Source organism: Lysobacter sp. GQ73, assembly GCF_059758755.1.
Window position 1 is genome coordinate 703,048 of the sequence record NZ_JCAXEE010000001.1, and the last position, 25,173, is coordinate 728,220.

Sequence of the window (25,173 nt, forward strand, 5' to 3'; positions counted from 1 at the left end):
GTATTTATTGACGGCCGCCGCTGGGGTAGCTAAGTTGCACTGGCCCTAGTCTATCCGGAACCGTGCCGATGACCTGTTTGCCGAAGTCCCGCAAGACCGGAGTTCGAGTGACGGCCGCGCTCGCCCTGGCGCTGTCCAGTTGGCTGCACACGGCCGGCGCCGCCTCCGACCCGGCGACGCCGGAGACCTCGGTGTCGGTGAGCCTGCCCACGGAGCCGTTGCTGGTACAGATCAACCAGGTGGCGCTGGAGCGGCAGGGGCCGAAGCGGGCCGTCGTCGAATACGCAGGCAAGGCCGGGGAGGGCAGTTACACCGTGCTGCGCGACGGCAAGCCGATCAAGCGCGGCGAACTGCGGCCGCTGCAGCCGTTTACCGAGTGGACCCCGGCCAAGCGCTATTTCGATGTCGATTTTTCCGAGGTCCAGGAACCTGGCGAGTACGAAGTGGACGTGCGTATCGGCGAGCAGCGTGCGCTGTCGTCACCGGTGCCCGTGCGCGACGACGCGGTCTTCGCCACGACCGGCGCGCAGCTGCTGGCGTACTTCAAGCGCAGCCGTCACACGGACGAGGCCGATCGCAAGCTGCGCATCTTCCAGACCTCGCGCCAGGTCGACGTGTGGGGCGGCTGGCAGGACGCCGGCGGCGACAAGGGCAAATACCTGTCCCACCTGGGTTACGCCAACCATTTCAATCCGCAGCAGGCCTCGATGGCGGCCTGGGTGCTGGCCTACGGCGCGCATGCGCGCAAGGATCTGTTCGCCGCCCATGGCCTGCAGGCCCAGGTCGAGGACGAGGCGTTCTGGGGCGCGGACTATCTGCACCGCATCCTCGATGCGGAAGGTTATTTCTACACCACGGTGTTCGACCAGTGGGGCACGCCGGGCGTCGAACGCATGGTCACCGGCTACGAAGGTGCGGCCGGCACCTTCACCACGCTGTACCGCTCGGCGTTTCGCGCCGGCGGGGGGATGGCCATCGCGGCGCTCGCGCGCGCCTCGATGTTGGCCGAACAAACCGGCCGCCATGGCGAATTCGACGGGGCCCAGTATCTGGCCGATGCAGAACGCGCCTACGCCCATCTGCGCCGCTTCAACCCGCAGTACGGCGCCGACGGCAAGGAAAACATCATCGACGACTACACCGCGTTGATGGCGCTGGTCGAATTGCACAACGCCACCGGCCGGTCCCGTTATCTCGACGATGCGCGCGAGCGTGCCGCCAACCTAATCGCTCGGCAGCAAGCCGACGGCGGCTTCGTCAGCGACGGCGGCCGCCGTCCTTACTACCACGCCGCCGAAGCCGGCCTGCCGGTGATCAGCCTGGCGGCTTATGTCGATATCGAACCGGAGCAGGGACGTCGCCAACGCGTACTCGATGCCATCGCGTCGGCGCTGAAGCACGAGCTGAGCATCACCAACGCCGTCGCCAACCCGTACGGCTATGCCCGCCAGCGCTTCCAACTCGCGCAGGGCGGCAAGGCCGCCGGCGACGTACTGGAAGGGTTCTTCATTCCGCATCGCAACGAAACCGGCTACTGGTGGCAGGGCGAAAGCGCCCGCCTGGCCTCGCTCAGCGCAGCGATGGTCGTCGGCGGCCGCAAGCTGGCCGAGCACGGCGCCGCAGGCTACGGCCTGCCTGTCGACCAAGCCGCCTACGCGCAAAGCCAGCTCGACTGGACCCTGGGCCGCAACCCCTACGGCATCTCGATGCTCTACGGATTCGGCAAGAAGAACCCGCCGACCGTGCTGGAAAGCGCTGGCGAAATGTTCGTCGGCGGCATCTCCAACGGCATTACCGGCGCCCCGGACAGCGCTACCGGCGCCGGCATCAGCTTCGCGCCGGGCCCGGATTCCGAGCAGTGGCGCTGGGTCGAGCAGTGGATCCCGCATACGACGTGGATGCTGTTTGCGGCCATGGCGATGGCCACCGGCGAGACGACTGCCGAAGCACGCTGAGCGGCTTGCAGCGTTCGCGTCATCCGCCGCCCGCTAAAGGCCGCATTTGAAGTAGTTCAACGACCTGCCCGGGACCGGCCTTGTTGTAGGCTGTGGGCAATGGAGAGCGCAGGGGGGCGCTATGCGAGCATGGATTGCAGTGTTGCTGTTGCTGTCGGCGCGTTCGGTTGTCGCGCAGGACATACACAAGTGCGTCAGCGGCAAGGACGTCAGCTACCAATCGGAGCCGTGTGCGCCAGGCCAAGCTTACGTCAAGACCTGGGGCACGGAAGTAACGAGCAGCGATGCTTACGGCAAGATTCGCCCCGCACGTCGGCCTGCTGTCGATCCGGACTATCTTGCGCGGCAAGCCCATCGCGCAAGGAATGGCGCGGGACCGGGCACGGTCATCGGACCTGGAGCATCCAGCTTCAATGCCTGCGAGCAAATGAAGCGTCAACGCGATGCATACCTCGATAGCGAACAAGGCCGGCATACCGGCTATGACGGGCGCAGGGCCTGGAACGATCGCGTCTACGACGCCTGCAAATGAAGGCCCCGGTCGTGGGGACCTTGGATTGAGTGCGGCAACTCCGGGACGTCGCGCTAGCCGACAGCCAGGCCGTTGACCCGATATTCGGCGAGGTCGACCACAACGACCTTGACGAGTTGCCGCGTGGATTTCCGCACCGCGTTCTTGCTGCGGGCCAAACCCGACGCCGCTCGTAGTCCTGCCGCCAGGCCCACGCAGGCGTTGCCGGGAGGAGGGAGAGCACGGGAGGGGCTGCACCCAATCCTAGTCACATGCCGATATGTCACTTCGCATAATGTATATTATGTTCTAAGATGCGGCCCCAGCTGCGTATCGCCCACGGATACGTGGCGGCCGTGATAGATCGAGCGTAAACCACCGGTGCCTCGCAGGTACCGCCTGTTGCGCCGGCTGCGCCGGCTGCCGTTCCTCATACTGGTCAACCACCCATAACTATCCATCTCTATCACGGTCCACTAGCTGCAGACCCACTTGGATCGGCGGACAGCACTATTGACAGCGAGACGTGTGATGAGGAAGCACGCTGGCGATCCAGGAGGCGCCACGGCGGCTGTGGCTCCACGCGTGGCCTGCGGATGCCGGCGTGGAGGCCGATGCTCCTGTTACGGGTCGGAAACTGATGAGGGAACCGATCACATCCAGCGCCGGTTCACCTGAGCCCATGCCGTTCTTCATCGCATAGTGCCGCTGCTAAGCGGTACCGACCAGCTTTCCGACGACCCCAATGGATCGGGGACTGCCCTACCCCCGATAAACATCCCTAATCCCCGCCCCTCGCCGCCTGGCGACCCTCGCATGCCCGTTTCGGGTCTAATGCAGACGTCGAAGAGATCGGCACTGCCACCGGATCGTCAGGGACGGGTGCCTGACTTCGAAGGGCTCTCGCTGCCGAGATCGCGATCAAGCAGGCAGTCGATGAACGCGCGAAGTGCGGGAAGCAGGTAGCGTCTGCTGGAGTAGTAGAGATACAAGCCCGGGACCGTCGGCGACCAGTCACTGAGGACGCGCTTCAAGCGTCCGTCCTGCAACGCCTCCGCAATGCCATCGTCGTTGTAGGCATAGAGGATGCCCAGGCCCTGGAGCGCGGCGGGCACGACGATGTCCTGATGGTTGGACGTCACCGCGCCATCGCCAAAGAATTCGACCTCTTTCCCTTTCTTCTTGAACGCCCACCCTGCGACCTTTCCGCTGCCCGGAAAACGCCAGTTGATGCAGGCGTGACGACTCAGGTCGGCAGGTGTCCTGGGTTCGCCGTGTCTGGCGAGATAGTCGGGCGAGGCCACGGCCAGCAGTTCGATGTCCGGAGTAAGCCGGACCGCGACCATGTCCTTCTGCAGACGGCCGCCCACACGAATGCCCGCATCGAATCCTTCGCCGGCGATATCGCTCAGCCCGTCGTCGATCACGATGTCGAGTACCACATCGGGATGCGCCTTGGCGAAACGGCCCAATCGCGGCGCTATCACCTTCTTCGCTGCCATGCTGAGGGTGTTGATCCGCAGGGTTCCGGCGGCACGCGCGCTCGTTCCCACGGCCTGAGCCACGGCCGCGTCCATGTCGCGGAGCATCGGGGCCATGCGCTCATGCAATCGGCGGCCCGGCTCGGTCGGCGAGACGCTGCGCGTTGTCCGATTCAGCAGACGAACCCCCAGGCGGGATTCCAACTGGCGAACGATCTGGCTGACAGCGGACCGGGACAGTCCCAAGTGATCGGCGGCCCGGGCGAAGCTGGCCCGGTCGACGACCGCCACGAAGGCCTTGAGTTCCGCAAATTCAGAGCCGCGCATTGTGCACCGATCTCTACATAGCCTGATCAGATAGTAGGTGATTCTCTTATCTATGAGAACGGGCCAACCTTGCTCCGTGTACCCAACCGGAGCATTGCGATGAACGATCTGAACCTGCCCGAGCCGATCGCGGCCTACTTCGATGCCGACACCCACGACGCGCAAGCGGTGGCCCGCTGCTTCACCACAGACGGGCTCGTGCTGGACGAGGGCAAGACCCACTCGGGCCTCGCTGCGATCGAAGCCTGGAAGACCGACTCATCCGCCAAGTACATCTATACCGCCGAGCCCCACACGCTGGAAAAGCAGGAGCGCACGTACATCGTGACGGCACGCGTCGCTGGCGACTTCCCCGGCAGTCCGGTCGACCTGCGCTATAGCTTCACCCTGGAGCGCGGCAAGATCGCCACGCTGGAGATCGCGCCATGAGCTTCGACCTCCAGTTGGCCGGCAAGCGCGTACTGGTGACAGGCGGCTCGCGCGGTGTGGGCGCTGCCGTAGTCGAACGGTTGTCCCAGCTCGACGCCCATATCGTGGCGACTGCGCGCTCGCAGCCGGATCGGCCCATCGACGATGTGCGCTATATGGCGGCCGACCTCGCCACGGCCGAAGGCGCTCGCCAAGCGGCGGAAGCGGCACTGCGCCATCTCGGTGGCTTGGATGCCCTGATCAACGTGGTAGGGGGATCGTCGGCGCCTGCGGGTGGTTTCGCCGCCCTGGACGATGCGGAGTGGGCGAAGGCGCTCGATCTGAATCTGATGTCGGCGGTGCGACTGGACCGCGCATTGCTCCCCGCGATGGTCGCGCAAGGATCGGGTGTGATCCTGCATGTCACTTCGATCCAGCGCACGCTGCCGCTGCCGGACGCCACGATCGCGTATGCCGCTGCCAAGGCAGCGTTGTCGACCTACAGCAAGGCGCTGTCCAAGGAAGTCACGCCGAAGGGCGTGCGCGTGGTTCGTGTCTCGCCGGGCTGGATCGAGACGGAGGCTTCCGTCGCGTTGGTCGAGCGCGTCGCGTCCCATGCGGGGACGGACTACGAAGGCGGCAGGCAGTTGGTCATGAAGGAACTGGGCGGAATTCCGTTGGGACGCCCGGCCAGGCCGGGTGAAGTGGCCGACCTTATCGCCTTCCTGGTCTCTTCCCGGGCTGCGTCGATATCGGGGACGGAATACACGATCGACGGCGGCACCGTGCCGACGGTGTGACCACCCTGGCCCACCGCATCGGTGTATCCCGGTTCCCGGTTGTTTCGCGAGAGCACGCCCTCTTGCCCCGCCGACTCGTCCCTCGATCCGCGCAAGTTCCCGTTCGCGCCCGAAAAATACGTTCGGTCAAGTTATCAGGACTTTGGGTCGCCGATGGTGCGGGCTCGCCCCGCAAAGTAGCCCTGCCGGCCAACGCCGCACATCGAACTGCCACCGCCCACCGCCCGAGGACACGTCCATGCTCAAGCTCATTCCCGCAGTGCTCGCAGCCGCTCTGGCGGCTGCCATCTCTCCTTTCGCCCAGGCCCATGATGCCGCAGCCCGCGATAGCGGGCAGGTGAAGAATGTCGTTCTGGTGCACGGCGCCTTCGCCGACGGCTCAGGCTGGCGCCCCGTCTACGACGAGCTGACCGCACGCGGCTATCGCGTATCGATCGTGCAGAACCCGTTGACCTCGCTCGCCGATGATGTGAAGGCCACACAGCGCGTGCTCGACCGCCAGGACGGCCCCGCCATTCTCGTCGGACACTCCTGGGGCGGCACGGTCATCACCGAAGCCGGCGTCCATCACAACGTGGCAGGCTTGGTCTATGTCTCCGCGCTCGCGCCGGACGCCGGCGAAACCACCGCCCAGCAATACGCCGGTTTCGCGCCCACGCCCGAGTTCGTCATCGAAACGGGCAGCGACGGCTACGGCTTCATCAGCCCCGCCAAGTTCAAGGCAGGCTTCGCCCACGACACCAGCGATGCCGACGCAGCGTTCCTGCGCGACTCCCAGGTGCCGATCGACATGTCGGTGTTCGGGACCAGACTGACGCAGGCCGCTTGGCGCACGAAGCCCAGCTGGGCCGTGATCGCCACCGAGGACGAGGCGTTCGACCAGGCCATGCTCGTCCATATGGCCGAGCGTATCGAAGCGCGCATCACCAAGGTCGCCGCCAGCCATGCGGTTTTCATGACCCAGCCCAAAGTGGTCGCCGACACGATCGAGCGTGCGGCAAAGGAAGCGAGACGCTCGACCAAGTAAGCGCCACCGCAACAGGCCCATGCCTGTACATCGCGTACCTCGCGTCCGGCGGCCCTCCTCCCTCTCCTGCCTCGGTGGGCGGCCGTGCTCGGCTGCCCATGGCCGTTCTTCGTCTGGCGCACCGCACGACCCACGCCGCCGAGCGCCGAGCGCCGAGCGTGCACGAAGGCGAGCGGACTCGATCCATCGCGGTTTGATCGAGATCAAGGCGGTTCGATGGCAGGCCCGCAAAGTGGGCCGTCCAAACCGGAGCACGTCCATGAACCCCAAGGATCTCGTGGTCTTCCTCGAGCAGTATCCGGGGCGCAGTCAACGCCTCGCCTTCGCCGCGGCGTTGGCCAAGCGTTGGCAGGCGCACTTGATCGCGACGTTCGTGACGCAACCGCTGGCGCTGAATCCGCACGCGTCGTTTGCCGTCGGCCGGGCGATATCGGCCGTGCTGGACGATTACCTGGCCGCGGCATCCGCCGCATCGGCGCAGGCGCGCGCCGAATTCGACAGCCTGACGGCCCGGCGCAGCTTCACCAGCGAATGGCGGGTGTCCCAGGACGAAACCTGCGAAGGCCTGATGCTGCATGCGCGCCACGCCAGCCTCGCGGTCCTGGGCCCGCCGTCGCGCCAGACCAGGCCGGCCACCATGCTCAGCCTCTGCGAGGATATGATCTTCGCTTCGGGGCGCCCCTGCCTGCTGGTGCCCGACGACTGGTCCGATGAGCGCATCGGCAGCCGCATCGTCGTGGGCTGGAACGGCGGACGCGAAGCCGCCCGCGCCATTGCCGATGCGATGCCGCTGCTGATCGCAGCCGATGCGGTACATCTGGTGACCGTGCCGGAAGCCCGCATCCAGGCGCTCTACGGAGCCGATCCTGGAACCGACATGGCCGCGCATCTGGCCCGTCAAGGCGTCAAGGTCGTGCTGGAGCAATGGCCTGGCGAGGATGCCGGCACGGTATTGCTCGAGCGCTGCGCGGAAACGGGCGCCGACATGTTGGTCGTGGGCGCCATGGGACGCCCGCACATCAGCGAATTCGTTCTGGGTGGAGCCACACGCACCATCCTCGACCGGGTCCGGATACCCGCCTTGCTGTCGGGCTGAAGCCTCTTGCGCCGATCGGCGGTCTGGCCCCCTGCCCCGCTGGCAGATCGTGCAAAGCGAAAGCGGAGCCTACCGCGCGGGGTCCGTCGCGGACGAAGGAGGTTATGCGCCCGGCGTCGCGTCCCAGGCTCAGCTCGAACAACGCATCCGGCTCGCGAGCCGGCTTGCCGAACGTCTCGCGGCACCCGGTGGTTCGCCGCTTCCCGGCCGGGAGGTTCGAACGGTCGTTACATCGCCGGGGAGCCGTCCAACCTCGGGCGGATTGACCAGGATCAATAAGGCCGGCGGGCGACGGTCCAGGATGAGCCGCGAAGGAGTCCCGCCATGACCAAGATCGTCATTCTCGGAGCCGGCCTCGCCGGCATGAGCGCAGCCTACGAGCTGCGCGAACGCCTGGGGCCGGATACGGCCATCACCGTGATCGGCGACGGCGAGCGTTTCAGCTTCACGCCGTCCAACCCCTGGCTGGCCGTCGGCCGGCGCGAAGCCGACGATTTCACCTTCCCGGCGGGACGATATCTGGCCAAGAAGGACATCGCCTTCGTGCCGCATCGCGCGACGCGCATCGACGCCGATGGCGACAGAATCGAAACCGCCGACGGCGGGCGCTTCGGATACGACTATCTGCTGATCTGCACCGGTCCCAGGCTCGCCTTCGAAGAAGTCCCCGGCACCGGCCCGACGACCGGGCATACGCAGTCGATCTGCACGACGCCGCACGCGCAACAAGCCTGGATCGCGTATCGGGCGTTCCTGAAGGCCCCCGGGCCGATGGTGATCGGCGCCGTCCAGGGCGCGAGTTGTTTTGGTCCGGCCTACGAGTTCGCCATGATCGTCGATGCCGACCTGCGCAAGCGCAAGCTGCGCGACCGGGTGCCGATGACCTACGTCACCAGCGAGCCCTACGTCGGCCACATGGGCCTGGGCGGGGTCGGCGATTCCAAGGGGTTGATGGAATCGGAGATGCGGCAACGGCACATCCAGTGGATCGTCAACGCCAGGATCAAGGAAGTTCGGCCGGGCGAAGCGGTAGTGATCGAACACGACGCGCTGGGGCAGCCGCAGCGCGAGCGCACGTTGCCGTTCGAATTGGCCATGTTGCTGCCGGCGTTCAAGGGCGTGGAGGCAGTGGCCGCAGTCGAAGGCCTGTGCAACCCGCGCGGCTTCGTCGTGGTCGACAAGCATCAGCGCAGCCCCCGCTATCCGCGCATTTTCGCCGCCGGCGTCAGCGTGGCGATCGCGCCGGTGGAAGCCACGCCGATTCCCACCGGCGCACCCAAAACCGGTTTCATGATCGAGTCGATGGTCACCACCATCGTGCGCAACATCGCTGCCGAGCTGCGCGGCGAAAGCGCAGATTTCGAGGGCACCTGGAATGCGGTGTGCCTGGCCGACATGGGCGATACCGGCGCGGCGTTCGTCGCCTTGCCGCAGATCCCGCCGCGCAACACGACCTGGACCGGGACCGGCAAATGGGTCCACCTGGCCAAGATCGGTTTCGAAAAGTACTTCCTCTACAAGATGCGCCATGGCACCTCCGAGCCGATCTACGAAAAGTATCTGATGAAGGCCATCGGCATCGGCCGGCTCAAGCCCGGCAGCGTCGATCGGCCGGACGGATGAGCGACCGCCCGCCGAGATACGACATGTACTGGAAACACCACAGGCGAGCGACGCGACATCGACCGGCGCGCGACGCCTCTAGCTTCTGCTGATCTCGCCGCGGCACTGTCGCGACAGCCTTAACGTCCCTTCGTCCGCCCTCAGGGAGAACCGTCATGAATCTCGATCGCGCCGTCATGGCCTTCGCTGGCGTAACGATCCTCGCCAGCATCGCACTGACCCATTTCGTTTCGCCGTGGTGGTGGCTGCTGACCGCCTTCGTCGGCTTGAATCTTCTGCAGTCCAGCATCACCGGCTTTTGTCCGGCGGCGATGATTCTGCGCAAGCTCGGGGTCGGCGAAGGCAAGTCTCCCGGCTGCGGCTTCAGATAGCCTTGCAAGCGGACATCACCCCGATGCGTACGCTCCTGACCTTCGCTATCGCCCCGTTGCTGGCATTGACGGCGTGCGGCAGCGAGCCGGCGGTGCCGGACATGGCGCCCTTGCCCGCACTGGCGACAGTCACGGTGCGGGCCGCCGAGACGACGCGCAGCCGGGCGTGGGACGGCGTGGTCGAAGCCGTGCAGCAAGCCACGCTCACCGCGCAGACGTCCGGACGTGTCGCTTCGGTCGCAGTGGATGTGAACGATCGTGTCGAAAAGGACCAGGTTCTGCTTCGCCTCAGCGCGGTCGAACAGCAGGCCGCCGCCGATGCCGCTCGCGCGCAGGTGCGCGCGGCGCGGGCTGCGGCGGTGGAAGCGCAAGCCAATTACGGCCGTCTGGCGGCGCTGTCGTCCGGCCAATACGTGTCGCGCGCCCAGGTCGATCAGGCGCGCGCGGCTCGCGACAGCGCCTTCGCCGCTCGCGACGCCGCGCTCGCGCGGCTGGCCGAGATCGAACAGCAGTCCCGGTACACGGTGGTGCGCGCTCCCTTCGCCGGCATCGTCAGCGCCCGTGAGGTGGAACCCGGCGAGAGCGTTGTGCCGGCACAGGCATTGATGGCGCTGTACGCGCCCGGAACGCTGCGTATCGAGGTGCAAGTCCCGCAGTTCGACGCAGCGGCGATTCGCGGCGAACCTCGCGCGCGCGTCGTGATGAGCGACGGCCGCACCCTGGAAGCCGCGCAGGTGATCGTATTTCCTGTCGCCGATCCCAACGCTCACAGCGTCGCCGTGCGCGTGCTGCTCCCGCCGGTTGTCGAAGCGCTTCAACCGGGCGTCACCGCCAAGGTCGTGTTCGCGTTGCCCGGAAATTCCGGCGCGGCGCGCCTCCCCGCCGAGGCGGTCGTGCAACGCGGCGAAGTCAGCGGCGCCTACGTGCTGAGTCCCGGCGGCCGCCTGGCCTTGCGCCAATTGCGGATCGGCCGCCGCATCGGCGAGGAGGTCGAAGTCGTCGCCGGGCTCAAGCTCGGCGAGAAGGTCGCACTCGATCCGCTCGCGGCCGGTCTGGCGCTGGTCGCGCAGCGCAAGAGCGCAGCGGGAGCGGGCCATGACTGAGGCTCCCCGGCTCGGACTGTCCGGTCGCATCGCCGCCGCGTTCCAGTCCAATCCTCTGACCCCGGTCCTGGCGATCCTGGGCCTGCTGCTCGGGCTGGTCGCCGTGCTGATCACGCCGCGCGAGGAGGAACCGCAGATCGATGTGACGATGGCGAACGTATTCGTTCCGTTCGACGGCGCGAGCGCGCGCGATGTCGAACAGTTGGTCAGCGCGCCGCTGGAACAGAAACTGGCCGAAATAGAGGGCGTCAAGCACATCTACTCGATCAGTCGCCCGGGCATGGCGGTGCTGACGGTCGAGTATACGGTGGGCGTCGAACGCCAGCCGGCGATTGTGCGCCTGTACAACCAAGTCTTCTCCAATCAGGACTGGATGCCCGCCGGCGTCGGCGTCGGCCAGCCGTTGATCAAGCCCAAGGGCATCGACGACGTGCCGGTGATGAGCCTGACACTGTGGACCGACGACCCTCGGCGCGGCGCCGCCGAACTGGCCGAAGTCGCGCATACGCTGGAAACCGAAATCAAGCGTATCGCCGGCACCCGCGACGTATACACCATCGGCGCGCCCGATCGCGTGGTGGCGGTGACTCTGGATCCGGCCAAGCTGGCCGCCCATGGCCTGACCGCATCCGACCTGAGCCAGGCGCTGCACGCCGCGAGCGCCGTGCGGCACGTCGGCGAACGGGTCGGCCCTCAAGGTGCGGTGCCGGTAACGGCCGGCGAGTTCCTCGCCGATGCCGATGCCGTCTCCGGGCTGGTGATCGGACTCGACCGCGGACGTCCGCTGCATCTGGCCGATGTCGCCGAGGTCCGCGACGGCGCCGATATACCCGTGCGTTACGTTTGGCACGGCGTACCGGCCGGTCGCAACGGACCCGCATCCGGCATGGCGCCGGCGGTAACGATCGCCGTGGCGAAGAAGCCGGGCAGCAATGCCGCCGACATCACCGCCGCCGTCTCCGAGCGGATCCAACAACTCGAGGGCGAACTGATTCCGGACGGCGTGCAGATCGTCATTACCCGCGACTACGGCCGTACCGCGACAGACAAGGCGCAGAAACTGATCCAGAAGTTGGTTTTCGCCACCGGCTCGGTGGTACTGCTGGTGCTGTTCGCACTGGGCTGGCGCGAGGCGATGGTCGTCGGCGGCGCGGTCGTTCTGACTTTGGCGGTCACCCTGTTCGCATCCTGGGCGATGGGCTTCACGCTCAACCGGGTGTCCTTGTTCGCACTGATCTTCTCCATCGGCATCCTGGTCGACGACGCCATCGTAGTGGTCGAGAACATCCATCGGCACATGGCGATCCCTGGGCCGGACGGTCGCCGGAGGACCTTGCCGGAGGCCATACCGCCGGCGGTGGATGAAGTCGGCGGGCCGACCATACTCGCCACCTTCACGGTAATCGCCGCGCTGATGCCGATGGCGTTCGTGTCGGGGCTGATGGGGCCGTATATGCGGCCTATTCCGATCAACGCCTCGGCCGGCATGCTCTTGTCGTTGGCGATCGCCCTGGTGGTGACGCCCTGGCTTTCGCTGAAACTGCTGTCGCGGCATGTCGCGGCCTCCGACGGAGAACGCCATCCAGGCGACGCTGCAGGAGAAAACGGCGGCCTGCATCGTCTGTTCGGCCGGATCATGGGCCCGTTTCTCGACCGGCGCAGCGGCGGCCGCCGCCGCAGGCTGCTGTTCGGCGGCATGGCCGTGTTGGTGGCCGTGGCCGCTTCTCTGGCGGCCTTTCAAGTGGTGGTGTTGAAGATGCTGCCGTTCGACAACAAATCGGAGCTGCAGGTAATCGTGGACCTGCCCGAAGGCCGTACCCTGGAAGACACCAACGCGGTACTGACCGAACTGGCCGGCGCGCTCGACGCCGTGCCGGAAGTAGTCGATTACCAGGGATACGCCGGCACCGCCGCTCCGATCAACTTCAACGGACTGGTTCGCCAATACTTCCTGCGCAACGGCAGCAATGTCGGCGACCTGCAAGTCAACCTGATCGACAAACACGAGCGCGACCGGCAGAGCCACGAAATCGCCCGCGCGTTGCGCCCCGGGCTGGCCGAGATCGCTGCCCGCCACGGCGCTTCGGTGAAAGTGGTGGAAGTGCCTCCGGGACCGCCGGTGCTCTCGCCGCTGGTGGCCGAAGTTTACGGGCCCGACTATGCGCGCAGCCGCGAACTCGCGCTCGAGCTGGGAAAGCGCTTCGCCGAGACCGCGGGCATCGTCGATGTCGACACCAGTGTGGAAAGCGGCGCGATGCGGGAAGTCGCCGCGATCGACCGCACCCGTGCCGCGCGGCTCGCAGTCGCTCAGCCTGCCATCGCGCAGGCCCTCGCCGTGGCCGTATCGGGCCTGGATACGGCCTATCTGCACGATGGCGCCTCGAAATACCCGCGCCCGGTGCGCCTGCGTCTGCCGGCGTCGGAACAGGCCAGCGCCGAACGCATGTCGGCGCTGCACGTGCGCGGCGGGTCCGGGCAACTGGTGCCGGTTTCGGAACTGGTGAGCGTGCGCCAAGCCCCCTGGGACGGCGCCATTCATCATAAGGATCTGTTGCCGGTGGTCTACGTGACCGGCGACGAAGCCGGCGAACTGGACAGCCCGCTGTACGGCATGTTCGATCTGGTCGGCCAGCTCCGCGCAGCCGGCGTCGACGGGGCTATGCTCGGCCAGAGCTTCATCGCGCAGCCGCAGGACACCGCAGATTTCTCGATCAAATGGGACGGCGAGTGGCAGATCACCTACGAAACCTTCCGCGACATGGGCATTGCCTATGCGGCGGGCATGATCCTGATCTATCTGTTGGTCGTCGCCCAGTTCCGCAGCTATCTGGTGCCGCTGGTCATCATGGCGCCGATCCCGCTGACCGTGATCGGGGTGATGCCGGGCCACGCCCTGCTCGGTGCGCAGTTCACCGCGACTTCGATGATCGGCATGATCGCCCTGGCCGGCATCATCGTGCGCAATTCGATCCTGTTGGTGGACTTCATCAATCAGGCCATGGCCGACGGGAGCAGCGCCGAGAAAGCCGTCGTCGAGGCCTGCGCGGTGCGCGCAAAGCCGATCGCGTTGACCGGCGCGGCCGCGATGCTCGGCGGTGTTTTCATCCTCGACGATCCGATCTTCAATGGTCTTGCGGTATCGCTGATCTTCGGCATCCTGATCAGCACGGTACTGACGCTGGCGGTAATTCCGCTGCTTTACTTCGCATTGCTGGCGGCGCGCGGAAGGCGCGCTGCATCCTCATGACCGGCCGGCTCATGACCGGCCGGTGCGGCGGGCGCTATAGGCCGTCGCGGCTGCGCGATCTGCACCAGGTCACCGATATCAACGCCCCCGCGGCGGCAAGCGCCGAGTCCTTCTGGCTATCCCAGACGTCGCCTTGGGTGCCCAAATAGGCCAGTCCGAGGTCGCCGCCGAAAACCTCCGCGGCCGCCCACTCCAGCAATTCGTACACGGTCGAATGCGACACCATGAATAGCAAAGGCACGAGCCAGCGCCAGATCCCGCGTTGCGGCGCCCGCGCGTCGAGCAATTCGATCACGGCCGGCGTCACCAGCACTCCATACAGGAAGTGCACGAGGCGGTCGTAGTGGTTGCGCGGCAGTTCGACCGCTTCGCCCGGAGATCGGCCGGTCAGGAGTTGCGCCCAGCGTTCGTAGGGCACCTCCGAATAGGTGAAATGAGCGCCGAGTTCGTGCAGCGCAAAGAACACGAACAGCAAGGTGTAAGCCGTATCGGACAGGCGCAGCCTGCGATGGTTCGCCACCAGCGCAGGAACGGCGATGAAGACCAGCAGGTTCTCCAGCCACCAGTCCTGGCGGTATACCGGCGCGACGGCCAGGACCAGCCACCAAGCCAGAAACACCACGAGCAAAGCTAGGGGATAGCGCGCGGACCGCGGCGGCTTTGCGGCAAAACGCGTCTGGCGCGGCGACGGCGGTTCCGGGACGGGCGGCATGTCGATCTCCGTATGAAGTTATCGCCGTGCATCGACCGCGTTCTGGCTCGGAAAACCATCACGAATGGCGACGGCGGCAGCCGGACAGGCGAACGACTGCCATGACCGCCGAAGTCCGCCGGCCACCCGCTGAACGGCCGACGGACGGTCCGCACGGAGAAGCGACGACAGCGGCCCGCCCGGTCCATCGCCCAGCGAGTTCGACCGAACGATCGAACGCTCGACGCTGCATTTCGGGCTCCCCGATGCGGGATCGAAAGCCGCGCCTAAGCGCCGCCGGTCCCACCATGGCGGCATGCAGGCTCGGCGCATTGACCGGAATCAATTCTCCGCTGACCGCGAAGAACCTTGATCTCGGTCAAGACGGCGGGACGATCCGGCGCGCAGGTTCACCGTTGGCACGGGCCGTTCCCTGCCGAATATCCCCAGAACCTCACCGAGGAACCCGCCATGACTTTGCCCACCCGCTGGAACCCGTTCGACCGGATCAACCGCATGGATCCGTTTTCCGACTTCGACGAGCTTCTGCGCGCCTTCGGCGGAAGATCGCTGGCCCGCGAGTACGAAAAAACCATGGACATGCGCCTGGACGTCAACGAAGACGAGAAGCGCTATGTCGTCAATGTCGACATGCCAGGAGTCAAGAAGGAACACATCGACGTTTCCATCGAAGGAAACCAGATCGCCATCCGCGCCGAGGTGAAGCGAGAGAAATCGAGCGACCAAGGCAAGGAAATCTACAACGAGCGGTACAGCGGCCAAGCCTATCGCGCGTTCACCCTGCCCACGGAAATCGACAGCGCCGCGGCGCAAGCCACCTACGACGGCGGTGTGCTCACCCTCACCCTGCCGAAGAAGGCCGGTTCCTCGTCCACCCACTTGCCGGTCAACTAGCGGCCGGCGTTTCAGCAACGGGAGTCTGCCATGAAGAACTTGCGCCATTCCTTTCTCGCCGTATCGATGGCGATCTGGCTGCCTTTGGCCTACGCGCAACAGGCGCCCGAACCGGCGGACGCCGACTCCGAGAAACAGCAGCGCGAACAGGTGCGCAAGGAAGTCGAGGAAGCCGTGGCTGCCCTTCGCGGCTATTCGGTCGACAGGCGCAAAGAGGCGATCGAGCGCGCGCGGCAGTCGTTGGCCGAAGCCGATCGTCGAATGGACCGGTTGGATGCGCAGATGAACGAACGCTCCGCTCGCGTCAACGCGGCCGCACGCGAGCGTTCGCGAGAGGCGATGGACGAACTGCGACGTCTTCGCACCGATGCCGCAGAGTGGACCGGCGGCCTGCGCCACGGCTCCCGGGAGATTTGGGAGGAGGTCAAGGCAGGCTACATCGAGAGCTATCGCCGGCTCAGCGCCGAATTGCAGAAGGTCAGCGAACAGTTCGACCGCGACCAGGCCGAGGACCCGCCCGCGGATGCGCAGGAATCCGATTCCGACAAGCTGCAAAAAAGCGAGTGATGATCAAGGGGCCGCGTCGGCGCCCGGACTGCGCGTCTCGGCATGTCCGGGCGCCCCGCGTTATGACCTCGGAGGCGGCCGGTCCGCCGTTGGCGCCGTTGGCGCCGTTTCGACGCTACTCTGCCGCCCGGAACCCACATCCTGGCCTGGGTCTAAACGCCGCATCGTCCATGAAGTCGGTTTGGACTCGGCCTGTTCAGGCTGATGCGAACCTGACCCGTCCGGCACCGCCCGGCCGCACCCAGCCACCGGTTCGGCGCACCTTAGTGCCGCGGCGCTGGCTAAACGCCGCCGGATCGGATGCAATCGTGCCGATCCTCAGCGCCCCAGGACCATGATCGCGCCGACCGCCGGGCCCAGCCCCCTCCCCCGCACGGAACCGCCGTTCTGGCTGCCGTTGTTGGCCGGCCTGCCCCTCGGGCTGGGCCTGCTGTTGATGGCGGTGCCGTTGCTGGACCATGGCGCGGCGTCGGTGTCGCGGACCCTGTATCTGTTGGCGCTGGCGCTGTGGATGCTGCCGTTGACGGCGTTGCAGCGCAGTCTGTGGCGGCGCGGCCTGGCCGGCTGGGCGATGGCCGCGGTGTTGCTGCCGGCCGCCTATGCGATGGTGCTGTCGACCAAGGCGCTCAGCGTGATGGCGCTGGCCTGGAGCCAGGGCGCGTCGCTGCAGGCGTTCAATTGGTGGCTGGTTTTTCGCGGTCTCGAGGGCGCCTGGCTGGCTTTGATCGCCTACTGCGCCATCCATGCGGTGTCGGTCTATTACGCGGAACTGCAGCGGGCACAGGCGCGCCAGCTGAGGTCCCAGGCGCTGCTGCGCGACGCCGAACTGCGCGCCTTGCGCTATCAGCTGCAGCCGCATTTCCTCCACAACACCCTCAACGCCATTTCATCGCTCGTGGCCGAGGGGCGCAACCGCGAAGCGCAGCAGATGCTGGCCTGCCTCGGCGATTTCCTGCGCGCCACGCTGGACGGCGCGCACGGGCATGAGGTCGCCCTGGCCGATGAGCTCGCCTTGACCGAGGCTTATCTGGATATCGAGAAAGCGCGCCTCGGCGCGCGCCTGGCGGTGAAGTGGGAGCTCGGCCCCGGTCTGTTGTCGGCGCAGGTACCGTACTTGCTGTTGCAGCCCTTGGTCGAGAATGCGATCCGTCACGGCATCGCCGCGCGCACGGCGCCGGGCCGCCTGGAGATCCGCATCGACGAGCAGGCGGGCCGGCTGCGAGTCCAGGTCAGCAACGACCTGCCCGCGCCGCCGCACCGCAGTTCCGACGGCGACGGCTCGGTCCGTTCCGAGCCGGTCGGCCTGCGCAACATCGGCGAACGCCTGGCCAATCTTTACCCCGGCGATCATCGGCTCAGCGCCGGCGTCGCCGCCGACGGGCGCTATCGCGTCGAGCTGTCCTTGCCGCTGCGAACGGAGCCGGCCGCATGATGCGGGTGGCGGTGGTCGACGACGAACCGCTGGCGCGCCGCGGCGTGATCGCCCGGCTGGCGCGCTGCGGCGACATCGTAGTGGAGGGCGAGTACGCCGATGGCCCTGCCGCGCTGGCCGGGCTGCAGGCGCACCGGCCGGACTTGGTGCTCATCGATGTGCAGATGCCGGGCATGAGCGGACTCGAGGTGCTGGCCGCGCTGCCCCCGGCGCAGCGGCCGCTGGCGATCCTGTTGACCGCGCACGACCGGTTCGCGGTGCAGGCGTTCGCGCTCAACGCGGTGGATTATCTGCTCAAGCCGGTCGACGAACTGCGCTTCGCCGAAGCGCTGGAACGCGCCCGCCTTCTACTGGCCTGGCGCGCCGGCGGCGCGGTAGAAGGCCCTGCCGGCGCGGCAACGGAACCTGCGTGGGCCACGCGCTTTTCGGTGCGGGTCGGGCGGCGCTCGTTGTTCGTAGCCACCGCCGACATCGACTGGATCGAAGCCGATGGCGACTACGCCAGCCTGCATGCCGGCGGCCGTGTGCATCTGTTGCGCGAACCCCTGCATCAGCTCGCCAGCCGGCTGGATCCGGCCAGCTTCGTGCGCGTGCACCGCTCGACCATCGTGCGGATCGACCGCATCGCCGAACTGCAGGCGCAGACCAACCGCGATGCGATGCTGCGCCTGCGCGACGGCACTCCGCTGCGGGTCAGCCGTACCTACATCGATACTTTGCTGGCGCGGCTGCACGACGCCCGCGGATGACGCGTTCGAGTGCGGCGGCGGCATGTCGCCACCGACTCGGCGCAGTCCGTGCACGACTGGCCGCAGTGCCCGGCCCAGAGCCGAACCGGATCCGCTCGGCGCGATTACAGTGACGTCCCCGACCCAGGAGCATCGCTGCATGCCAGTTATTCGAACCCTCCGCGTCCGTCCCCTCCTCCCTTTGGCCTTGGCGCTGGGACTGGCGTTCGCGCCGGCCGGTGCAGCGCTCGCGGCCGACACCTGCGCCGCCGGCAGCGGCACCAGCACGCCCGGGGCGAAGACCTCGCAGCTGTTGCTCGATGCGTTGATCGCCACCAACGGGGTGCCGGGAATGGGCGCGGCGGTCTGGCGCGATGGCGAGGTAGTCTGGACCGGCTGCAGCGGCCTGCGCGACATCGCCGCGAAGCGGCCGGTCGAACGCGACACCGTGTTCCGCCTGGCCAGCGTGTCCAAGCTGATGGCGGTCACCGCGGCGGCGAAACTCGCCGAACAGGGCAAGCTCGATCTCGATGCGCCAGTCTCCGGCATGTTGCCGTGGCTGCGCAACGACTGGTCGCCGATCAGCGTGCGCCAGCTGTCGGCGCATTTGTCGGGCCTGCCGCATTACCAACTCGGCGATCGGAATGCCGGCCAACATCACTACGCGACCGCTCGCGACGCGGTCGGCATTTTCGCCGATCGCAAGCTGTTGTCGACGCCGGGCACCGCGTACCGGTATTCGTCCTGGGGCTATACCCTGATCGGCGCGGTGATCGAAGCCCGCTCCGGCCAGCATTACCTGGATTACCTGGCCGAACAGGTCGTTCCGGGCCTTGCGATCCAGGCCGACACCGACGGGCTGGGCAGCGAGGTATCGCGGTTGTACAAGATCGGCGGCGACGGGCCCCGCCCTGCCCCGCCGAACGATTTCAGCTACACCTGGCCCGGCGGCGGCATGGCTGGCACGCCCGAAGCGCTGGTGCGGTTCGGCGGCCGCCTGCTGCAAGGCCGCATCGTCTCGCCGGCGACTTGGCAGGCGATGTTGCAGCCGGCCCGCTACGCCAACGGCCAGGCGGTGCGCGAACGCGATTACGGCCTCGGCCTGGGTTGGCGCATCGGCCACGACCAGGATGGGGCCGGTATCGCCCATCACGCCGGCACCACCGACGGCGCGCGCAGCGCGCTGGTGCTGTGGCCGCAGCAGGGTCTCGCCGCGAGCGTGCTGTCGAACGCGCGGTGGGTCTCGGCGATCGACCAGACCGCGATGATGTTGGCGGCGCCGCATCGGCCGCGACCGAAAGGCCTGGTAGCCCGGCCTTGTCCGCTCGGCGCCAAACGCTACCACGGCCGCCTCGGCGAACGCCGCTATGAGGGCCAGATCAGCTTCCGTGTCGTAGAGGGCCGCTGCATCGGTGAACTGAGCGCGGCCAACTCGCTCGGCGATTACTTCGATGCGGCCGAGGCCTGGCCGACCCGCAAGCTGCAGTTGATCGCACTCGACCGAGACGGCCAGTTGACGCGCGCCGCCCTGGTCGCACCGACCGGGCTGTACGACCTGCGCGCCCAGGCCGCGGGCGGCTGGTCGGCGCGTCTGAACAACGAACTCCGCCTGGAACTGGCGCTCTGAAGCCGCTCGCTTGCGGCCGCCCCTCGATTGCATCGAGAACTCGAACGGTAAGGTTCCCGGCAGGCGAATCCGGACACGAGCCGGGATGTTCGGTCCTTCCGCCGGCCGGGCTCCGATCACTGGCGCCGATCGCTCCTGCCCGTGCAAGCCCTTGATTGCGTTGACGACTCAAACCGTAAGGTTCCCGGCAGGTGAGTCCGCGCGCAAGCGTGGATGCTCCGTCCTGCCGCCGGCCAGGACGACGCCGGCGCGGCTCGCCGGCATCGGATGCGAGCGAGAGTCGTCTGCATAACGAGGAATAGATCATGGCCACCATCAGCTTCGCCGGTTACGGCGTCTGGAACAGCACCAACGACGTGACCAGCAAGGTCACCCAGCAGTACGCCAACAAGCAGCGCAAGTTCCTCGCCAACAACGGCGACTACGGCGACCCGGCGCCGGGCGAGCGCAAGTACCTCTACATCGTCTGGAACAACAACGGGGCCACCGACAGCGGCGTGGTCGGCGAAGACGACGATCGCGGCATCATCGTGCCCTGATCGCTGCGGCCGGCGGACTGCCTGCCGCCGGATGCAGCATCGCGCGCCGGTTCTAGCGAGCCGGCGCGCCTGCGGGTTGCGCTCAGGGCTCGCCGGCCGGCAGGGGCTCCTCGTCCTGGTCGTAGGCCGGCGGACTGTAGAAGTTGACCGTCTTCAGCAAAGTCCGGCCGACATTGCGGATCTCGTGGCGTTCGCCGCGCTCGATCAACAACAAACTGCCTGCGGCCAGCGGCTGGCGTCGCCCCTCGACGATCGCCAAGCCCCGCCCGGACACCACGTACAACCATTGATCCGCGCCGCGATGACGATTGTCGGCATCGCCTTCGGCGTCGCCTGGCGCGATCACCATTTCCGCGGCCTGCACCCGGCGCAGGCCGAAGGCCACACGAAAGCCTTCGCCGAATCGAAACCGCTTGTGCTTCATGCGCGTCTCCGCAGTTTCTTCCAGCCTCGCCGGTCAGGCGTTAAGCGCACAGCGACGCGGCGTGAAGAACCCGGCATTCACGTGCATGCCACGCCGCCCCCGCGAGGATCGGGATCTGGCAACCCGGCGACACGAGCGATAAGGCTGTTTTCGATATGACCTGCCCTAGTACGACCCTCCCGTCATGACCGACTCCGGCGCTTCCCGCGTGCGCGTCGGTTGCGCCGGCTGGGCGCTGTCGGCGGCGGTGAAACCCCGCTTCGGCGGTGGCGACAGCGTGCTTGCGATGTATGCGACGCGCTTCGACGCGGTCGAGATCAATTCCTCGTTCTACCGTCCGCACCGGCGCAGCACCTATGAGCGCTGGGGCGATACCGTTCCCGACGATTTCCGCTTCAGCGCCAAGCTGCCGCGCAGCATCACCCACGACGCCGGCCTGCGTGGCGTCGCCGAGCCGCTCAGCGCTTTCATCGACGAAGTCTCCGGCCTGCGCGACAAGCTCGGCGTATTGCTGGTGCAGTTGCCGCCGAGCCTGGCATTCGACGCGGCGGTCGCGGCGCGTTTCTTCGCCATGCTCGAACGTCGCACCGCGGCGTCGGTGGTGTGCGAGCCGCGCCACCGCAGTTGGTTCGAGCCGGCCGCGAGCGAATTGCTGCAGCGGCACGAGGTGGCCCGCGCCGGCGTCGACCCGCCGCAACCGCGCGTCGAGGCAGCCATGCCCAGTGAGGTCGGCGATGTCCGCTATTGGCGCTGGCACGGCTCGCCGCGCATCTACTACAGCGGCTATGACGAGCCGCGGCTGCGCGGCATGGCCGAGGCGGCTTGCGGTAGCCGTCGCCGCAGTGCCGAGACCTGGTGCATCTTCGACAACACCGCCGCCGGTCACGCCGTCGGCGACGCCCTGGATTTCCAGGCCTTGTGCACGAGCGCCGCCGATGCATGAAGGACCGTCGATCATCATTCTGCGCGAACTGCTGGCGCCCTATGTGCACAAGACCGTGCGCAAGGTCGCTGGAGACGCGCCGATCGACATCGAGCGCATGCGCGGCCGCCGGATCCTCGATATCCGCAGTTGGGGCAAGCACCTGTTGATCGAGTTTTCCGGGTTCAGCCTGCGCGTGCATCTGCTGCTGTTCGGCAGCTGTTCGATCGGCCGGCCCAAGTCGCAGAAGCCGCGTTTGTCCCTGTATTTCGCCCGCGACGAACCGCATTTCTATGCCTGCTCGGTGAAGTACGTCGAGGGTGAGCTCGACGCAGTCTGCGACTGGGCCGCCGACGTCATGAGCGAAGCCTGGGACGCCGCCGCGGCACGCCGCAAGCTGCGCGCCGACCCCGATCGTTACGCCTGCGAAGCGATGCTCGATCAGACCGTGCTTTCCGGGGCCGGCAACATCATCAAGAACGAGGTCCTGTACCGGGTTCGCGTGCATCCGCTGTCGCGCGTCGGCGCCCTGCCCTCGCGCAAGCTGGCCGCCGGGGTCGCGGAAACCCGCGATTACGGTTTCGAGTGCACTTTGTCGCGCAGTTGGCAGGTGCACACGCGCGAACGCTGTCCAGGTTGCGGCGGCGCCCTGCAGCTGCGCGACCTCGGGCGCAGCCGACGGCGCAGCTTCTACTGCGAGCGCTGCCAAGTGCTGTACCGCTCCGGCGAATTGCCCCTCAACGCGCCAAAGCCTTGAGCGCGGCGAGATCGTCGGCCTGCGCCGGCGTCTTGTCGTGGCGCCAGCGCAGGATCCGCGGAAAGCGCACGGCGATGCCGGACTTATGCCGGGTCGAGCGGTTGACCGCCTCGAACCCGAGTTCGAACACGTGCTGCGGCGGCACCGAACGCACCGGCCCGAAGCGCTCGAGGGTATGCGCGCGGATCCAACGGTCCAGGGCCAGGATTTCCTGGTCGTCGAGGCCGGAATAGGCCTTCGCCACCGGCACCAGCGCGCCCCGGTCCCACAACGCGAAGGTGTAGTCGGTGTACAAGGTGCTGCGCCGGCCATGCCCGGACTGGGCATAGATCAACACCGCATCGATGGTCAGCGGATCGATCTTCCACTTCCACCAGTCGCCGCGGCGGCGGCCGCTCTGGTAGGCGGATCCGCGCCGCTTCAGCATCAGTCCCTCGACTCCGAGCCCGCGTGCGCGTTCGCGCACCGCTGCGGCTTCGCTCCAGTCCGCTGCGGCGAGTTCGGTCGACAGCGCGATCGCAGGGTCGCCAAGGGCGTCCAGGAGCTCGGCCAGCGCCGCGCGGCGCTCGGCCAACGGCCGCGGGCGCCAATCCTCGCCGTCCAGTTCCAGCAGGTCGTAAGCCAGGACCCGCACCGGCGTGGACGCCAGCACCTTGGGCCCGGGCTTGCGCCGCTGGATGCGGGTCTGCAGCGCGGTGAACGGCAAGGGACTGTCCTCGCTCTCGTTCCAGCCGAGCAGCTCGCCGTCGACGACGCAGTCGCGCGCAAGCCGCCGCGCCGAGGCTTCGATCTCGGGAAACCGGCCGTCGAGCCGTTCTTCGCCGCGCGACCACAGCACCGTCTCGCCGCGGCGGCGCAGCAACTGCAGACGGATACCGTCCCATTTCCATTCCAATAGCCAATCCGCAAGCGCGCCAAGGGCTTCGACCGGTTGTTCCAGCGGCGAGGCCAGGAAGAACGGATACGGCTGCAGGCGGTCTTCCGCACGTGCCTGCTTCGACAGCAGCTGTTCGACGAAACCCGGCGAGGGCTGCCACGCGCCGAGCATGCGCTGGGCGATCAGGGCGATGTCGACTCCCGACCATTCGGCCAGGGTCTGCTGCACCAGGCGCTGCGAAACGCCGACCCGCAAGGCCCCGGTGAGCAGCTTGTTGAAGACGAAACGCTCGTCGGCCGGCAGCACCCGCCAGCCGGCGACCACCGCTTCGCGCCGCGACTCGGGATCGGCGCCGGCGACCGGCGCGAGCCGTTGCTCGATCCATTCGTGCAAGGGGGTGTCGTCGACGCGGCTCGGCGGGTCGTCGAGCAGCAGGGTCAGGGTTTCGGCGAGGTCGCCGACCTGGTCGTAGCTCTCGTCGACCAGCCACGCCGGCAGCGCCGCCTCGGCCGCGACCCATTCGCGCAGCTCGCGTGTATTGGCGATGCGGCCGAGCTTGTTGCCCGACAGCAACCACAGGGCCCAGGCCAGATCGCGCGGCGCGGCGGCGGCGAAATACGCGGCCAGCGCGGCGCGCTTGTCGGTCGTCGCGGTGCTGCGGTCGAGTTCGCGATACAGCGCGGCGAAGCCCTTCATGCGCCGGCCTCCTCGTGCTCGCCGGGGAACGCGGCGCCGCGGAACGCGTCGACCTGCAGGCCTTGTTCGGCGAGGGTGCGCAGCAAGGCCTCGGAACGGCCGTGGTGGGCGATAACGCGGCCGGCGCCGGTCGCGCGGATCGTCGCCAGCAAGGCCGGCCAGTCGGCGTGATCGGAAACGACGAAGCCGCGATCGACGTTGCGGCGGCGGCGATTGCCGCGGATCCGCATCCAGCCCGAGGCGAAACCGGTCTGTACCCGGCGGAACCGGCGCATCCAGGCCGAGCCCATCGCCGAAGGCGGCGCCAGGATCAGCTCGCCGGCGTAGTCGTGGCGTGGCGCGTCCTCGCTCACCAGCCGCGTCGGCGCCATCGCGATGCCGGCCTGGCGATACACCTCGACCCCGCTCGCGATGGCGCCGTGCAAGGCGACCACGCGCGAATCCAGTGCCCCGAGTTCGGCCAGCAGGCGCTGCGCCTTGCCGAGCGCGTAGCAGAACACCACCGCGGCCTCGCCGCGGTCGGCGCATCGCTGGCGCCATTCGAGGATGTCGCGCACCACGTCGACCGTATCCGGCCAACGATAGATCGGCAGGGCGAAGGTCGATTCGGTGACGAACGCGTCGCACGGCACGACCTCGAACGGCGCGCAGGTGGGATCGGGTTCGCGTTTGTAGTCGCCCGACACCACCCAGACCTGCCCGCCCGCCTCGATCCTGACCTGAGCCGATCCGAGTACGTGACCGGCCGGATGCAGACTGACCCGCGCACCGCCCAGCTCGAACACCTCGCCATAGGCATGGGCCCGATAATGCTGTTCGCCGAGCCGCCAGCGCAGGATCGGCAGACCCTCGACGGTGCTGTGGTATTCGCCCATGCCGACGCGCGCATGATCGCCGTGGCCATGGGTCACCACCGCCCGCGCCACCGGCCGCCAGGGGTCGATATGGAAGTCGCCCCGCGGGCAATACAGGCCTTCCGGGCACACCACGATCAGATCGTCGGACATGCGAGGCAGCCTAGTCGGGCCGACGTCATCGCCACGACAAGA

At 67.3% G+C, this 25,173-nt stretch carries 23 protein-coding genes; 18 read left to right on the top strand and 5 right to left on the bottom strand.

The features are described 5' to 3' along the window. Positions 1-68 precede the first annotated feature (68 nt). Positions 69-1,955: a glycoside hydrolase family 9 protein gene (locus AC6CH2_RS02700; protein ID WP_498267822.1), complete on the top strand. Its 1,887-nt coding sequence runs from the start codon at positions 69-71 to the stop codon at positions 1,953-1,955. A 121-nt stretch (positions 1,956-2,076) separates the two neighbouring features. Continuing rightward, the gene (locus AC6CH2_RS02705; protein ID WP_498267823.1) at positions 2,077-2,487 is read left to right on the top strand and encodes a hypothetical protein; all 411 of its coding nucleotides are present in this window, start codon (positions 2,077-2,079) and stop codon (positions 2,485-2,487) included. A gap of 851 nt (positions 2,488-3,338) precedes the next feature. Here the strand turns inward: AC6CH2_RS02705 and AC6CH2_RS02710 are convergent. Next, positions 3,339-4,274 carry a LysR family transcriptional regulator gene (locus AC6CH2_RS02710; RefSeq protein ID WP_498267824.1) on the bottom strand — a complete coding sequence of 312 codons (936 nt, stop codon included), beginning with the start codon at positions 4,272-4,274 and terminating at the stop codon, positions 3,339-3,341. Between the two features lie 99 nt (positions 4,275-4,373). Between AC6CH2_RS02710 and AC6CH2_RS02715 the strand changes: the two genes are divergently transcribed. From AC6CH2_RS02715 to AC6CH2_RS02750, 8 genes are all read left to right on the top strand, one after another. Next, on the top strand, positions 4,374-4,703 hold the full coding sequence (locus AC6CH2_RS02715) for a nuclear transport factor 2 family protein (RefSeq protein ID WP_498267825.1): 330 nt from the start codon (positions 4,374-4,376) through the stop codon (positions 4,701-4,703). Continuing rightward, positions 4,700-5,482, top strand: coding sequence for an SDR family oxidoreductase (locus AC6CH2_RS02720; RefSeq protein WP_498267826.1), 783 nt, complete (start codon positions 4,700-4,702; stop codon positions 5,480-5,482). Before AC6CH2_RS02715 ends, AC6CH2_RS02720 begins: the two co-directional genes overlap by 4 nt. A 238-nt stretch (positions 5,483-5,720) precedes the next feature. Beyond that, entirely contained in the window at positions 5,721-6,509 is a 789-nt protein-coding gene (locus AC6CH2_RS02725; protein ID WP_498267827.1) for an alpha/beta fold hydrolase, read from the top strand. A 259-nt stretch (positions 6,510-6,768) separates the two neighbouring features. After that, the gene (locus AC6CH2_RS02730; RefSeq protein ID WP_498267828.1) at positions 6,769-7,605 is read left to right on the top strand and encodes a universal stress protein; all 837 of its coding nucleotides are present in this window, start codon (positions 6,769-6,771) and stop codon (positions 7,603-7,605) included. 324 nt (positions 7,606-7,929) lie between these two features. Beyond that, complete coding sequence (locus AC6CH2_RS02735; protein ID WP_498267829.1) at positions 7,930-9,228, top strand: NAD(P)/FAD-dependent oxidoreductase; 1,299 nt, start codon at positions 7,930-7,932, stop codon at positions 9,226-9,228. 155 nt (positions 9,229-9,383) lie between these two features. Beyond that, on the top strand, positions 9,384-9,599 hold the full coding sequence (locus AC6CH2_RS02740) for a YgaP family membrane protein (RefSeq protein WP_498267830.1): 216 nt from the start codon (positions 9,384-9,386) through the stop codon (positions 9,597-9,599). A gap of 23 nt (positions 9,600-9,622) precedes the next feature. Continuing rightward, on the top strand, positions 9,623-10,702 hold the full coding sequence (locus AC6CH2_RS02745; RefSeq protein ID WP_498267831.1) for an efflux RND transporter periplasmic adaptor subunit: 1,080 nt from the start codon (positions 9,623-9,625) through the stop codon (positions 10,700-10,702). Beyond that, positions 10,695-13,949, top strand: a complete 3,255-nt coding sequence (locus tag AC6CH2_RS02750) for an efflux RND transporter permease subunit (protein ID WP_498267832.1) — start codon at positions 10,695-10,697, stop codon at positions 13,947-13,949. Before AC6CH2_RS02745 ends, AC6CH2_RS02750 begins: the two co-directional genes overlap by 8 nt. Before the next feature lie 34 nt (positions 13,950-13,983). Here the strand turns inward: AC6CH2_RS02750 and AC6CH2_RS02755 are convergent, their stop codons facing one another. After that, positions 13,984-14,661 carry a DUF2238 domain-containing protein gene (locus AC6CH2_RS02755; protein ID WP_498267833.1) on the bottom strand — a complete coding sequence of 226 codons (678 nt, stop codon included), beginning with the start codon at positions 14,659-14,661 and terminating at the stop codon, positions 13,984-13,986. A gap of 450 nt (positions 14,662-15,111) precedes the next feature. On the opposite strand from AC6CH2_RS02755, the gene AC6CH2_RS02760 reads away from it, so the two are divergent. The 6 genes from AC6CH2_RS02760 (at position 15,112) to AC6CH2_RS02785 (ending at position 20,448) form a co-directional block, all read left to right on the top strand. Next, positions 15,112-15,555, top strand: coding sequence for an Hsp20/alpha crystallin family protein (locus tag AC6CH2_RS02760; protein ID WP_498267834.1), 444 nt, complete (start codon positions 15,112-15,114; stop codon positions 15,553-15,555). A gap of 30 nt (positions 15,556-15,585) precedes the next feature. After that, positions 15,586-16,122, top strand: coding sequence for a hypothetical protein (locus AC6CH2_RS02765; protein WP_498267835.1), 537 nt, complete (start codon positions 15,586-15,588; stop codon positions 16,120-16,122). A gap of 400 nt (positions 16,123-16,522) precedes the next feature. Then, positions 16,523-17,554, top strand: a complete 1,032-nt coding sequence (locus AC6CH2_RS02770; protein ID WP_498267836.1) for a sensor histidine kinase — start codon at positions 16,523-16,525, stop codon at positions 17,552-17,554. Continuing rightward, positions 17,551-18,303, top strand: coding sequence for a LytR/AlgR family response regulator transcription factor (locus AC6CH2_RS02775; protein ID WP_498267837.1), 753 nt, complete (start codon positions 17,551-17,553; stop codon positions 18,301-18,303). The genes AC6CH2_RS02770 and AC6CH2_RS02775 overlap by 4 nt, the downstream gene beginning before the upstream one ends. A 139-nt stretch (positions 18,304-18,442) precedes the next feature. After that, a complete protein-coding gene (locus AC6CH2_RS02780; RefSeq protein ID WP_498267838.1) occupies positions 18,443-19,909 on the top strand; it encodes a serine hydrolase domain-containing protein in 1,467 nt (488 codons plus the stop codon). 305 nt (positions 19,910-20,214) lie between these two features. After that, positions 20,215-20,448, top strand: a complete 234-nt coding sequence (locus AC6CH2_RS02785) for a hypothetical protein (protein ID WP_498267839.1) — start codon at positions 20,215-20,217, stop codon at positions 20,446-20,448. A gap of 82 nt (positions 20,449-20,530) precedes the next feature. Here the strand turns inward: AC6CH2_RS02785 and AC6CH2_RS02790 are convergent, their stop codons facing one another. After that, positions 20,531-20,872: a cupin domain-containing protein gene (locus AC6CH2_RS02790; RefSeq protein ID WP_498267840.1), complete on the bottom strand. Its 342-nt coding sequence runs from the start codon at positions 20,870-20,872 to the stop codon at positions 20,531-20,533. Positions 20,873-21,056: 184 nt separating this feature from the next. On the opposite strand from AC6CH2_RS02790, the gene AC6CH2_RS02795 reads away from it, so the two are divergent. Both AC6CH2_RS02795 and AC6CH2_RS02800 read left to right on the top strand, forming a co-directional pair. Then, positions 21,057-21,815: a DUF72 domain-containing protein gene (locus AC6CH2_RS02795; RefSeq protein WP_498267841.1), complete on the top strand. Its 759-nt coding sequence runs from the start codon at positions 21,057-21,059 to the stop codon at positions 21,813-21,815. Then, a complete protein-coding gene (locus tag AC6CH2_RS02800) occupies positions 21,808-22,551 on the top strand; it encodes a DNA-formamidopyrimidine glycosylase family protein (protein ID WP_498267842.1) in 744 nt (247 codons plus the stop codon). The genes AC6CH2_RS02795 and AC6CH2_RS02800 overlap by 8 nt, the downstream gene beginning before the upstream one ends. Here the strand turns inward: AC6CH2_RS02800 and AC6CH2_RS02805 are convergent. Both AC6CH2_RS02805 and AC6CH2_RS02810 read right to left on the bottom strand, forming a co-directional pair. Beyond that, positions 22,532-24,124 (bottom strand): ATP-dependent DNA ligase, encoded by a 1,593-nt coding sequence (locus AC6CH2_RS02805; RefSeq protein ID WP_498267843.1) that lies wholly within the window; start codon positions 24,122-24,124, stop codon positions 22,532-22,534. The two genes, AC6CH2_RS02800 and AC6CH2_RS02805, sit on opposite strands and share 20 nt — an antisense overlap. Beyond that, positions 24,121-25,131, bottom strand: a complete 1,011-nt coding sequence (locus tag AC6CH2_RS02810) for a ligase-associated DNA damage response exonuclease (protein ID WP_498267844.1) — start codon at positions 25,129-25,131, stop codon at positions 24,121-24,123. Before AC6CH2_RS02810 ends, AC6CH2_RS02805 begins: the two co-directional genes overlap by 4 nt. Between the last annotated feature and the right edge of the window lie 42 nt (positions 25,132-25,173).